This is a genomic window from Nocardia sp. BMG51109 (assembly GCF_000526215.1).
Classification (GTDB): Bacteria; Actinomycetota; Actinomycetes; order Mycobacteriales; family Mycobacteriaceae; genus Nocardia.
Genome location: NZ_JAFQ01000004.1, coordinates 7,896,604 through 7,908,963 on the forward strand (window position 1 = coordinate 7,896,604; position 12,360 = coordinate 7,908,963).

A 12,360-nucleotide genomic window follows, 5' to 3' on the forward strand; every position below is an offset into this window, starting at 1 on the left:
GAATCGATGGGTTCCCGGGCCGATGCACCGTCCCGGCCGGGTCCGGACGGATCGGGCGCTGACGACTGCGAGGCGACCTATGGTTCCCCGGTGTCGGCGGATTCGGAGCCCGACGAGAGAACCATGTCGGCTTCCTGAAACTCGATCAGATCATCGATCGTCGTTCTCCGCCGCCCGTGGGCACGAATCGACGCCCGCACATCGTCGGCGTGCGGCCCCTCCCACCACGGTTCTACCTCGATCGGCACGGGCGGCACGCCGGAGGCGAGCAGCACCGCCCGACCGCGCGGCAACGACCGCACCGCCGCGACCGACGCCCGATCCACCCCGTCGCGCAACAGGGGAACGTCGTCGACGCCACCGCCCAGGACCCTGATGTTCGCGGCCGACCACAGCTCGCTCATACCGCCGGGCCCCCAGCAGCGCACGCCCTGGGCCCACGACTGCAGCATCGCCATCACGACGACGCCGTCGGCGCCGTACCGACCGCACCGCTGCGGAAAGTCCCGCGACCGGACCACATCGGCCGCATCGTCCAGGACCGCCAGCATCGGAATGCGCGACGGCCGGGCGGCATCGAGCACCGCGTCCAGGAACGCGTTCACCACCGGCACCGCGGTACCGCGCCCCGGCGCCGACAGCAGGTACAGCGTCGCGTTCTCATCGACGATTTCGGTCGCGTCGAGGCGGTACTGCTCGCCGGTATGACACACCCAGGGATGCAGGTTCGGAAATCGCAAGCAGCGGGCCATCTTCCGGGCGGTGCCGAAGATCCCGCTCTTCGTCCGCTCGTCCAGGTTGTACAGCGCGGCCACACCCGCCGAGGCATGGTGCCGCTCGGCACAGCGAAGCACCTGGACGGCCTCGGTATCCATCGGATTGGTCACCCACTCCCACACCTGGGTGATCGGGAAACGAGCCAGCGAGGCCGCCAGGAACAGCGCCGCCAGCAACTCCTCCCCCTCGATCTCGAAGTAGTCGGTGGCGTCCAGGCGCCTGTCCGCGTCGGCGAAGTGGCCGGCCAACCGCGCCGCGCGGGCCTCGTCACCGCGGACCCATGCCAGCGGATCCCAGCACCAGTCCGGCCGTTCGCCGGCCACACCGTCGGGGTCGAACACCCAGACCCGGCTCCCCTTCCCATAGCGGCAATCCCGCGTCGCGTCGAGGACCTCGCGCCCGGTCGCCGTCGCGACCACGGGGCCGACGGCGTCCAGGATCGCCGGGATCACCCTGCGCGTCGTCTTTCCCTGCCGTGGCCCCCAGATGTCGACGTGCATATCCTCGTACGACCCGTACAGCCGCCGGCCTCCCGCAACGGTTCGGCCGATCGCGACGCCCGGCGCATCGGCATAACCCAGCCGCACCCCGAGATTGTCGGCCGTCTGCCGCGCACCCGCCTCCGTCAACGGCCCGAGCGCCTTGCGCCTTCCCCACACCATCGCCACCGCCCCCTCGCGAACGCAGCTTCGAGTATCCGAATCTCGGTAGTACAGCCCGGTATTCGTACATCCGCCTCTTCTCACGGGGAGGATAGCCGACACCTCCGACATTTCCCCGTGCCGTTGATAGATTCCGGCGAATGAGACGGAACCTTCTCGTCGGTGGTGCTGTCGATCATCGCGATCCGGCACACCTCCGGTGGTGGTTCCGACCGTCCCCCTTCAGGAATCCAGCCAGCCCTGGATCTGGTCGAGGTTCGGCGCGGAGTAGATCTCCACGCCGTCCTCGGCATCGAGCAGCATCCAATCATGTGGTGGCGCGGACGAGGTCCGCCATTGCCGCGACACTGCTTCCATACCGCAGTAGCGGCGAAACTCCCTCGGCCGCAACAACATGGGGTGTCCGCACCATCGCCGGGCCGACCCGAGTCGGCCGCGACACGGTGCCGCCGACCCGGCCTTCTCGTACACCCCCGCCGGCTCGGCCTGCGGGTCTACCTCGGCATCGGTCGAAGCACCCGCACCCCAGCAATCCAACAGCTATCACGGAGCGGCCGGTGAGTTCGACGACGGGTGCGGACCCGACCATCCTCGCCGGCCGCCGCGGCAGCGCCTTCTCTACGGTTCCTGCGGCGACCCCATACCGCGCAGGGCCGTAGCCACGTACTTGTCGAGCAGCGGTGTGCGCACCGAGGGCTCGTCGGGGGTGGTGATCAGCAATGCGTAGAGGCCGAGGAGGTAGAACACGCCGCTGTGGAACGCGTCGGTGCCGGGGGGCACCTCACCGCGGTCGCGTGCTCGCTCGATGTCGTCGACGACGGCGACGATCACGGGATGGTCGGTGAACTCTTCCTCGGGAGGCCGCGTGGTGGAGAAGTGCAGGGTGAGAAGGTCTTTGAACAAGCGGCTGCCCAGACGCCGGTTCAGGGCGTCCAGGACGTGGATGACCTCGGTGAGGGTATCGGTCAGCCGATGGGGCTTGCGGAAGAACCGCGACAGCTCGGTGGCCATGCGTTGTTCTTCGCGCCGCTCCAGCTCGAGCAGCACGTGCTCCTTGGTCGGGAAGTGGAAGTAGAAGGTGGCGTGCGCGACACCGGCCGCCGCGACGATCTCCCCGACGTCGGCCCCGGCCATCCCCCCGCGTTTGAACTCCCCGATCGCCGCGCCCAGCAGCCGTTCCCGCGTCTGCCGCCCCTTCGCCTCACGCGCTGGGACCTTACCGTTCGGCGCCATGACTCCTTCCCACCTCGCTGCATGACCGCAGTCAGTATCCGACCTCCGGTGCAGCGCTGGAGCTGCGGCAACGAGGCTCGACAACTCCATCTTTACATCCCTTTCACCCGAGAAGCCACGAGGCGTCGACCCGGATCCACCTGCCGTCGACTGAGCGAAGTCGGCCTCCTGAAACGTTTCCCGCTTCGCCTGCTTCGCAGTCGGTGAGCAGACCTACCGAGCAGCTATGACAGCTTTTTGCTATTGCATTCTTCGTCAGACATCCTACTGACTCAAGTCAGGAAATTGCTCACGCCGACGGTTCGCGTGCGCTAGCCTTCCTCTACAGGAACAGAGACATCTGGCCAGATGAAAACCCGGTGTGAGCGCGATCGGAGTCTCCATGAACACCTGGGTCACTCAGTCTTCCCCTGTCGATTTACCTGATTGAAGTCAATACTGATTGAAGTCGATGGAGGCCACCGTGCGGATCATTGCCGAGGCCGAGAGTCTGCCGACGACCGCGAGTCACGGGGACCGTGGGTCGACGCTCCCCGGCCGAGCCCGCCCACGCCACCGGCAGCACCGCCGCCGTTGCGATCACCGTCGGTCGTGGTGCTCGAGTTCCCCGCGAGCCGCGGACCACCATTCCGGCCGGCCATCCGGCGCAGAGCCGGCAGCCCGCCGGGCATAGCAGGGTGCGAGAAATGTCGAGATTCGAACCACGACAACGCATTCTGGGCGTCGTCGCAGCGGTGGCCGTATCGACGGCCGGGTGTTCGGTGAGTCTGGATCGGCTGCCGTTGCCGGCGCCGAGTGTGGACGGTTATGCGCTGACGGCGACGTTCGCGAATGCGCTGAATCTGCCGTCGAAGGCGAAGGTGCGGCTCAACGGCGCCGATGTGGGCGAGGTCGAGTCGATGCAGGCGCAGGACTACACGGCGGTGGTGTCGATGCGTATCCGGTCGGGTGTGCTGTTGCCGGCGGGGACCACCGCGGAGCTGCGGTCGGCGACGCCGATGGGTGATGTGTTCGTCGCGCTGACACCGCCCGCGCAGCCGGTGGCCGGTGCCCCGGATCTCGGTGACGGCGCGAGTATTCCGGTCGGGCAGACGTCGGCGGCGGCGACGATCGAGGAGGTCCTCACCCGGGCCTCGCTGCTGGTCAACGGCGGGGCGATCGAGAACATGACGAGCCTGGTGAACAGTCTCGGGGAGGCGGTCGGCGGGCGTGGTGACCGGCTGGCGGACATGATCGGCCAGACCCGGGAGCTGGTGAACAATCTGGCGGCGCGGTCCGGCCGGATCCGTGAGGTACTGGCCGCGACGGGTGATCTGAGTGCGACGATGGCCGCGCAGCGGCAGGGTGTCACCGACGCGATGGCCTCGGCCGGGCCGGCGTTGCAGACCATCGGTGACAACACGCAGAACATCGTGGATCTGGTCGGTCAGGTGAACCGGATCACCGGCCAGATCGCAACGTTCCCGTCGATCCAGGGCACCAACGACGGCAGCCTCATCGAATCGGTGAACAAACTGTCCGAAGGACTGAACAACGCCTCGAACATCCCCACCGCGAACCTCGACGGGCTCAATTCGATCATTCCGATCATCCTCAAGGGCACCGATGCGTCATCGGCGCACGTGAACATCGACATCGCCAAGCTGGCGATCGGCACGGTCCCGGATCCGAACACCCCCGCCGACTCCGGCGCCAGACCACCCGACGCCACCGACTGGACCAACTTCCTCGGGTCGCTGACCTACACCCTCAACCGGCTGAAAGACAGAGCGATCGGACAAGGACGATGAGCACCCGGACGCACGGTGCCGGATCCACACGCAGCGCCTACTTCCACACGGTCGACCGGGAAACCTTCTCCGACCGACCGTCCACGAATCACCCTGTGCGCCGCGCCCGGCCGCGCCTACATCCCGAAACCGCCTCGTATCAGGCGAGTTTCAGACTGCGGCCGATGATCTCCTTCATGATTTCGGTGGTGCCGCCGTAGATCGTCTGGACGCGGGCGTCCATGTACGCCTTGGCGATCGGGTACTCGCGCATGTAGCCGTAACCGCCGTGCAGCTGCAGGCAGCGGTTGATGAGGTCGAGCTGCTCCTCGGTGCTCCACCACTTCGCCATGGCGGCCTCCTCGACGGTCAGCTTCTCCTCGTTGAGCAGCTCGATACACCGATCCACGAACACCCGCACCGCCGTGGTCTTGGTCGCCAGCTCCGCCAGCACGAAACGCGTATTCTGCTGTGCGCCAACGGGTTTACCGAACGCCTTACGATCGCGCACGTACTGGCAGGTGAGATCCAGGGTGCCCGCCATCGCCGCGGCGGCCACCACCGCGATCGACAGCCGCTCCTGCGGCAGGTTCTGCATCAGGTGCACGAAACCCTGCCCCTCGGTGCCCAGCAGGTTCTTCCCCGGCACCCGCACGTCGGTGAAGCTCAGCTCCGCCGTGTCCTGCGCCTTCAGGCCGATCTTGTCCAGATTGCGGCCGCGCTCGAAACCGGCCATCCCACGCTCGACCACCAGCAGCGAGAAACCCATCGCCCCCTTCTCCGGATCGGTCTGGGCGACCACGATCACGATGTCGGAGTTGATGCCGTTGGTGATGAAGGTCTTGGCGCCGTTGAGAATCCAGTCGTCGCCGTCACGCACCGCACGGGTCTTGATGCCCTGCAGATCCGAGCCCGTGCCCGGCTCCGTCATCGCGATCGCCGTGATGATCTCGCCCGAGCAGAACCCGGGCAGCCAGCGCTTCTTCTGCTCCTCGTTCGCCAGATCCAGCAGATACGGCGCGATCACGTCGTTGTGCAGCGTGAACCCCAGCCCCGAGTACTGCCCCAGTGTGGTCTCCTCGGTGACGATCGCGTTGTACCGGAAGTCCTTCACTCCCCCGCCGCCGAACTCCTCCGGCACCGCCATGCCGAGGAATCCCTGCTTGCCCGCCTCCAGCCAGACCTCGCGGTCGACGGCGCCCTGCTGCTCCCACTCCGCGTGCTTGGGCTCCACGTACTGCTGGAGAAACTTTCGGTACGACTCCCGGAACAAGTCGTGCTCGGGCTCGAAAAGGGTGCGCTCCACCGCCAACCTCCTAGTGACCACATCGGCGTCATCGCCTCTCCCCCACACGGTACCCGGAAGTCGAATCATCGTTCACTTCGAACCCCGTGAAACGGATCGGAACTGCACCGCCTACCCGGATAGCGTCGCCGTCGAGAACCTGAACCCCGGTAAACGTCAGGGCCAACCGAGCGCCCCGCGGGCCCGGCCCCACAGGGTGCGGCCCCGATCGCGCTCGCGCTCGGTGAACAGCAGCGTCAACTCCTCCTCCAGCGCCTTGCGCACCACGGTCCGCAGTTCCGCCGCGGCCACCTCGACGTCGCCCGTCTCGGCCCACGGCGCGGTGTCGATCGGCGCGCCGGCGGCATAGTAGAAGCGCTCCGGTTTCGGAATCCACGTCGGGCCGAGCCCGGCCACCAGCGGCGGGGTGAGGCTCGGCGGGATGCCGACGGACCGCACCAGCGTGCGCAGCGGTCGCATGGCCACGTGCTGCCCGTCGACCACGATGTCGAAGGCGTCGTCGGCGCCGATCATCGCCAGCGGCACGATCGCCGCCCCGGTCTCGATCGCCATGCGCGCGAACCCGGTGCGGCCGTCCCACCGCAGCATGTACTTCTCGCCCTTGCGGCGCACGGCTTCTCGGCCGCCGCCGGGGAACACCAGCACCATCTCGCCCTGCTCCAGCAGCGCGCGGCAGTTCGATCGGGTGCCGCGCACGCAGCCGACCCGGTGCAGTACGTGCCGCACCCCGGGCACGGTGATCAGTACGTTCTCGGCCAGTCCGCGCACGAGCCTGCCCCGGGTACGCGCGATCTCCGGCCACAGCAGCGGGGTGTCGATGCCCAGCAGATTGTGGTTGCCCACCAGCAGCACCGGACCCTCGGCGGGGATCTCGTCGAAGCCGTGGAACACCGGACTCGTCCACGCCCGTAACGGTGCGGTCAATGCCTCCACCGCGCGAATATCACTGTCCTGCAAGCTCATTCGAAGCGGTGCCCCATCGGACAAGATATCCGTTGGGGCACAACGACTTCCGGACAAACCACACCTCCCCTGCCACTCGTTCCCGTCCACTCATCGTAACGAAAACGGGTGCCCGGCACCGGATGTGCCCTGCCTCCATACGGCCCGGAACTCAGCCCGGCAGACCCGCCGTCCCGGCATGCGCGTACCGCGACAGCACCGCCGCCAGGGCCGCGGGCACGCGGGCCCGCACCCGGGTACCGCCCTCCTCGTGCTCGGACTCGACGATGCGGCCGTCGGCGTGGATGCGGGCGAGCAGATCGCCGCGCGTGTACGGCAGCAGCACACTCACCTCGACGTCCAGTTCGCCGAGGATCCCGGCGAGCCGGTCGCGCAGTTCCGTCAGCCCCTGACCGGTCCGGGCGGAGACGAAGACCGCCTGCGGCAGTTCGGCGCGCAGATGCGCCAGCCCGGCCGGGTCCAGCGCGTCGATCTTGTTGACCACCAGCAGTTCCACCGGGACGGAGCGATGCGGACCGGCGGAACTACCGTCGGCCGCGCGGACTCCGTTCTCCCGCAGCACATCCGTGACCACCTCGCGCACGGCCTTGATCTGCTCGGCCGGCAGCGCGTCGGAACCGTCGACCACGTGCAACAGCAGGTCCGCGCCGGTGACCTCCTCGAGCGTCGACCGGAACGCCTCGACCAGCTGGGTGGGCAGGTGCCGGACGAATCCGACGGTGTCGGTGAACACCACCTCGCGCCCGTCCTCGAGCGCGGCCCGCCGGGTGGTCGGATCCAGTGTCGCGAACAGCGCGTCCTGCACCAGCAGACCGGCACCGGTCAGCGCGTTCATCAGGCTGGACTTGCCGGCGTTGGTGTATCCGACGATCGCCACCGCCGGGACGGCGCCGGTCGTGCGGCGCGCGCGCTTGGTGTCGCGGGCGACCTTCATATGCTTGATCTCGCGGCGCAGCTTGGCCATCCGCTCCCGGATCCGACGGCGATCGGTCTCGATCTTGGTCTCACCGGGACCACGCAGGCCCACACCGCCACCGCTGCCGCCGGCGCGGCCACCGGCCTGCCGGGACATCGACTCACCCCAGCCGCGCAGCCGCGGCAGCATGTACTCCATCTGCGCCAGCGACACCTGCGCCTTGCCCTCGCGGGAGGTGGCGTGCTGGGCGAAGATGTCGAGGATCAGCGCGGTGCGGTCGATGACCTTCACCTTCACGACCTTCTCCAGCGCGGTCAGCTGGGCCGGGGTCAGCTCGCCGTCGCAGATCACGGTGTCGGCGCCGGTCTCGAGCACGACGGCACGCAGCTCGTCGGCCTTACCGGAGCCGATGTAGGTGGCCGGGTCGGGCTTGTCGCGGCGCTGGATCAGCGCCTCCAGCACCTGCGAGCCGGCCGTCTCGGCCAGTGCGGCGAGTTCGGCCATACTGGCATCGGCCTGCGCCGCGGTGCCGTCGGTCCAGACACCGACCAGCACGACGCGCTCCAAGCGCAGCTGCCGGTACTCGACCTCGGTGATGTCGGTGAGTTCGGTGGACAGCCCCGCGACACGGCGCAGTGAGCTGCGATCCTCGAGTTGTAGCTCGCCGACGGTCGGTTCGGGAGCCCAGCCGTTGCGGCCGGGGTCGGTGTCCGTGTCGACGTCGGTGTCAACACCGGTGCCGACATCGATGTCGTCATCGAATTCGTCGTCGAGGTTCTCGATCGGGGTGAACTCGTAAGTCTCTGATTTCCGCATACGCCTCCATGATCCCACGAGTCAACGAGCCAGCGCATCTCAGTTATTCCGCAGGACTATCGGGGTACCGGCAGGACCGCTGGGTACGTCCCGCCGGGCCGCGGCCGCCGGGGATCGGGTCCGGATCAGGCGTCGTACCACCAGCCGGCGCCCAACCGGCCGGACGCGACGATTTCCGACGGGCCGCGCAGGACGGCGGCTCCCCGCTCGATACCCACCACCACCGCGCCGCCGGGGACCCGCACCCGCACCTGCCCGCCGCCGGCGTCGAGATCGGCGCCCTCGCGCATGAGGGCCGCGGCGGCCGCGGCCACCGTTCCCGTTCCGCACGAACGGGTTTCGCCGACGCCGCGCTCATAGACGCGCATATCGACCGCGTCGTCCGCACCCAGCGCGGTGAGGATCTCGATATTCGCCCCGTGCGGGAACATCTCCGGATCGAAGCCCGGCGGCACGCTCAGGTCCAGCTTGGCCAGCGCGTCGGCGGTGAGGTCCGGGTCCACGCAGGCCAGATGCGGATTGCCGACGTCGATGCCGAGCCCGGACAGCGCGTGGCCGCCGATCGTCGCCGTGGACTCCCCGAGCCGGCGGACCGGGCCCATGGCGACGGTGACGTCCCCGCGCACGGCGTCGTAGGCGTGCACGGTGACCGGACGCGCCCCGGCGCGGCTGCCCACCACGAACTCGGCGCGCTCGACCAGCCCCGTCGACACCAGGTAGTGCGCGAACACCCGCACCCCGTTGCCGCACATCTCGGCGATCGACCCGTCGGCATTGCGGTAGTCCATGAACCAGTCGTCGGCGGACACCCCCTCCGGCAGGCCCGCCAGCACACCGCCGGCCACGAGCGCCCCGGCGCGCGCCACCCGCAACACGCCGTCCGCACCGATCCCCCGCTGCCGATCGCACAGCGCCGCCACCCGCTCCACCGGCAACTCCAACCGGGCCTCCGGGTCGGGTAGCAGCACGAAGTCGTTCTGCGTGCCGTGCCCCTTCGCGAACGGGATGTCGCCCCGGCTACCCCGCGATTCGGTCTGCTCGGTCGTATCCATGATGTCCCAGGCTATGCCCCTCCCCGGGGCTCCCGCACGAGCGCCCGGCCGACCGGGCCCCGCACACCACCCGCGCGCCGGACCAGAACCCCGGTGCGCCGAAACCCGTCCCGGAGCCGAGCGACGGGTCGATCGGGACCGTGACACGACCACCGGTACCGATTCCCCGGATCGGGTACCGGTCCTGGCCGCCCATCGCGGCCTCGGCGGTCACCACCATCCGTGGCGGAACGCCCGGCCGCCGCGGTCAGCCGCCGGCAGCCGACGGGCATCCGGCCGCGACCGGCGCAGAGCGGCAGTCCCGAGAACCTGGCTCACCGTTCGGCTTCGGGCGCAGCGGAGAACACCTGGGCCAGTGCGGAATTCAGCAGCTCCGGATCCGCGCCGTCCACCCAGCGGATGCGCGAGTCGCGGCGGAACCAGGAGCGCTGGCGGCGGACGTAGCGGCGGGTGCCGATGAGGGTGCGTTCCCGGGCGTACGGCAGGTCGCAGTCGCCGTCCAGGTAGGCGAGGACCTGGGCGTAGCCGATGGCGCGGCGCGCGGTCCGGCCCTCCCGGAGGCCGCGATCGAGGAGCCCGCGCACCTCCTCGACGAGTCCCTGCCGGAACATCGCCGCGGTGCGCGCCTCGATCCGGGCGTCGAGATCGCCGGTGTCCCGGTCGACGCCGAGAACGACCGTGCCCCACCGCGGTTCGCCGATCCTCGGCTGGGACGCGGCGAACGGCCGCCCGGTCAGTTCGACGACCTCCAGGGCACGGACCATCCGCCGCCCGTCGGTGGGCAGAATGGTCGCCGCCGCCTCCGGATCGGCGGCACGCAGCGCCGCGTGCAGCGCCGCCACGCCCTGCTCGGCCAGCATCGCCTCCCATTTCCCCCGCACCCGCGGATCGGTGGCCGGAAACTCCCAACCGTCCAGCAGCGCCTGAACATACATCATCGAGCCGCCCACGATCACCGGCGTGCGACCGCGGGCGAGGATGGCCTCGACGTCGGCGCCGGCCGAGTCCTGATACGTGGCGACCGAGGCGGTTTCGGTGACCTCGAGGATATCGAGCTGATGGTGCGCGATGCCGCGGCGCTGGGCCACCGGCAGTTTCGCGGTCCCGATATCCATGCCGCGGTACAGCTGCATGGCGTCGATATTGACGATCTCGCCGTCGAGGCGCTGCGCCAGATCCAGTGCCAGCTCGGACTTCCCGGTGGCGGTCGGGCCGACCACCGCGATCGGCGTCGTCACGGCGCCGCTCCGGGCCACCACACGCTCACCTGGTAGCCGACTCCGAAAGGCGCCGCGGCGTAGCGGGTTTCGACGACCGGATCGTCGGATTCGAACAGTCCGGCCAGGACCTGGAAGGCGGCCCGGCCCGACACCTCGAGTTCAGCGCACAACCGGGCGTCCAGGGCGGCCAGCGCATCCCGGTCCCCCGCCGCCAGCGCCCGATCGATCTCCCGCTGCACGCCCTCGGCCCGCGGATCCAGAAAGCCCGGCGCGCTGGTCGAGAGCGTGGCGGCGCCGTCGGCCACCACCAGTACCCCGCGGTCCTGCGGGCTCGCATCCAGCTCGCGGCGCAGCCCGGCCCCCACCTCCCCGCAGTACGGCGGGTCGGCGCGGACGTCGACGATCCGGGCATCGGCCACCGCCGCCGGCGCCACTCGGCCGCGCACCCACGCGCCGATCAGCGCCGCCAGCGGCAGGTCGGGGTCGGCATCGCGGGACGGCTCGCCGGAATCCGACAGTGCCACCGGCACATCGGCCCCGAACCCGCGGAAGGTTCCGGCCGCGTCCGCACCGATCACCCGGTCGGTCTCCCCCACCCCGACGACGGTCCACCGCAGCGCCGCATCCGCCAGCGTCCGCCCCGCGGCCAGCACGGCATCCCGCAGCGCCGGAACCTGCGCCGCCGGATGCCCGGCATCGACCACCGGCGAGCCCCCGCACAGTTCGGGAACCAGCACGGGTGGCGAGGGGATCAACACGGCAGCGCGGAACACGCCGTCCACCGTAGCGACCCAGCGCGGCGATCACCCTATCCCTCCCACGGCCCAGGGCAGGGACAAGACCACCCACGGCACGAACAACGCCGCCGACGGCCCCGACGAAGACACGACCGGAACCGACCCGGCCCGCGCGAGCACAGCAGATACCGTTGGGACGAGTGGCCCTGCGGCACAGCCCCGCGACGACATGAGCCCGATCAACTCCGACCACATGACCGCGGCAGACATCCCGCGGCACGAACGGTGCCGACGACAAACTCCGATAACGGCACAGCCGGAGCCGCCCACACGAGCGCAGCGGACATCGGCGGCACGAACGGATCCGACGGCACAGCCGCCATCAGCTTCGTCAGGCACGACCGGAGCGGGCATGAACGGTGCGAGCGGCGACGGCCGTACGGCCTTGTAACGACACGACCGGAATCGGCACCGGCCGCTCGGGCACAGTCGATCACCGGCAACAGAGCAGAAGCCGACCGATGACGCAAGCAGGCTCGGCGGCGAGGACCCGGCGGCGGCGCGACCGGACAACGACATCGGGCACACGTCCGGAGCAGCCACCGGCGACACGGCGGAGCGGGCACCGGCGAGACGGGTGAAATCGATGGCGGGAGACCTGTCGTCGAAGCCGGCCGCGCACATCTCCCGCAAACGGGTCGAAACGCCGGATGGCTTCGAGCGCGAGGCCCCTCTCGCCCCGGATCGAGGCCGTCACCGGGGCCGGTGCCGCGTCGGCGCGCGCGCAGAGCCCAACACCGTAACGCGCACCCGGGCGCGCGGCAACCGGCCGGACCGCGCCACCGTCGATAAGACGCGGCAAATCCTTCGGCTGCCTGGTTGAATGGGATGAGCTAGGGCGTAACCAGG

General features: G+C 69.5%; 10 protein-coding genes. 1 reads left to right on the forward strand and 9 read right to left on the reverse strand.

Annotated elements, in window-relative coordinates:
* Positions 1-77 precede the first annotated feature (77 nt).
* The 3 genes from D892_RS0137160 to D892_RS0137170 form a co-directional block, all read right to left on the reverse strand.
* Positions 78-1,439 carry a type IV secretory system conjugative DNA transfer family protein gene (locus D892_RS0137160; protein ID WP_198037087.1) on the reverse strand — a complete coding sequence of 454 codons (1,362 nt, stop codon included), beginning with the start codon at positions 1,437-1,439 and terminating at the stop codon, positions 78-80.
* 222 nt (positions 1,440-1,661) lie between these two features.
* The gene (locus D892_RS47355) at positions 1,662-1,835 is read right to left on the reverse strand and encodes a hypothetical protein (protein WP_156959868.1); all 174 of its coding nucleotides are present in this window, start codon (positions 1,833-1,835) and stop codon (positions 1,662-1,664) included.
* A gap of 222 nt (positions 1,836-2,057) precedes the next feature.
* Positions 2,058-2,672, reverse strand: coding sequence for a TetR/AcrR family transcriptional regulator (locus D892_RS0137170; RefSeq protein ID WP_024806113.1), 615 nt, complete (start codon positions 2,670-2,672; stop codon positions 2,058-2,060).
* A 686-nt stretch (positions 2,673-3,358) separates the two neighbouring features.
* Here D892_RS0137170 and D892_RS0137175 point away from each other — a divergent pair.
* A complete protein-coding gene (locus D892_RS0137175) occupies positions 3,359-4,462 on the forward strand; it encodes an MlaD family protein (RefSeq protein WP_024806114.1) in 1,104 nt (367 codons plus the stop codon).
* 139 nt (positions 4,463-4,601) lie between these two features.
* Here the strand turns inward: D892_RS0137175 and D892_RS0137180 are convergent, their stop codons facing one another.
* The 6 genes from D892_RS0137180 to D892_RS0137205 all read right to left on the reverse strand — a co-directional run bounded on the left by D892_RS0137180 (position 4,602) and on the right by D892_RS0137205 (position 11,487).
* Positions 4,602-5,747 carry an acyl-CoA dehydrogenase family protein gene (locus tag D892_RS0137180; protein ID WP_024806115.1) on the reverse strand — a complete coding sequence of 382 codons (1,146 nt, stop codon included), beginning with the start codon at positions 5,745-5,747 and terminating at the stop codon, positions 4,602-4,604.
* Between the two features lie 156 nt (positions 5,748-5,903).
* On the reverse strand, positions 5,904-6,710 hold the full coding sequence (locus D892_RS0137185) for a lysophospholipid acyltransferase family protein (RefSeq protein WP_063629992.1): 807 nt from the start codon (positions 6,708-6,710) through the stop codon (positions 5,904-5,906).
* Positions 6,711-6,861: 151 nt separating this feature from the next.
* Entirely contained in the window at positions 6,862-8,442 is a 1,581-nt protein-coding gene (hflX, locus tag D892_RS0137190; protein WP_024806117.1) for a GTPase HflX, read from the reverse strand.
* A gap of 125 nt (positions 8,443-8,567) precedes the next feature.
* Complete coding sequence (gene dapF / locus D892_RS0137195; protein ID WP_232236256.1) at positions 8,568-9,494, reverse strand: diaminopimelate epimerase; 927 nt, start codon at positions 9,492-9,494, stop codon at positions 8,568-8,570.
* Between the two features lie 314 nt (positions 9,495-9,808).
* Complete coding sequence (gene miaA / locus D892_RS0137200; RefSeq protein ID WP_024806119.1) at positions 9,809-10,732, reverse strand: tRNA (adenosine(37)-N6)-dimethylallyltransferase MiaA; 924 nt, start codon at positions 10,730-10,732, stop codon at positions 9,809-9,811.
* The gene (locus tag D892_RS0137205; RefSeq protein ID WP_024806120.1) at positions 10,729-11,487 is read right to left on the reverse strand and encodes a hypothetical protein; all 759 of its coding nucleotides are present in this window, start codon (positions 11,485-11,487) and stop codon (positions 10,729-10,731) included. The genes miaA and D892_RS0137205 overlap by 4 nt, the downstream gene beginning before the upstream one ends.
* Positions 11,488-12,360: the final 873 nt, after the last annotated feature.

Excerpts from the sequence above, each read along its gene's own strand:
- D892_RS0137160 (WP_198037087.1), bottom strand. The coding sequence starts at position 1,439 with ATGGTGTGGGGAAGGCGCAAGGCGCTCGGGCCGTTGACGGAGGCGGGT.
- D892_RS47355 (WP_156959868.1), bottom strand. The coding sequence starts at position 1,835 with ATGTTGTTGCGGCCGAGGGAGTTTCGCCGCTACTGCGGTATGGAAGCA.
- D892_RS0137170 (WP_024806113.1), bottom strand. The coding sequence starts at position 2,672 with ATGGCGCCGAACGGTAAGGTCCCAGCGCGTGAGGCGAAGGGGCGGCAG.
- D892_RS0137175 (WP_024806114.1), top strand. The coding sequence starts at position 3,359 with ATGTCGAGATTCGAACCACGACAACGCATTCTGGGCGTCGTCGCAGCG.
- D892_RS0137185 (WP_063629992.1), bottom strand. The coding sequence starts at position 6,710 with ATGAGCTTGCAGGACAGTGATATTCGCGCGGTGGAGGCATTGACCGCA.
- hflX (WP_024806117.1), bottom strand. The coding sequence starts at position 8,442 with ATGCGGAAATCAGAGACTTACGAGTTCACCCCGATCGAGAACCTCGAC.
- dapF (WP_232236256.1), bottom strand. The coding sequence starts at position 9,494 with ATGGATACGACCGAGCAGACCGAATCGCGGGGTAGCCGGGGCGACATC.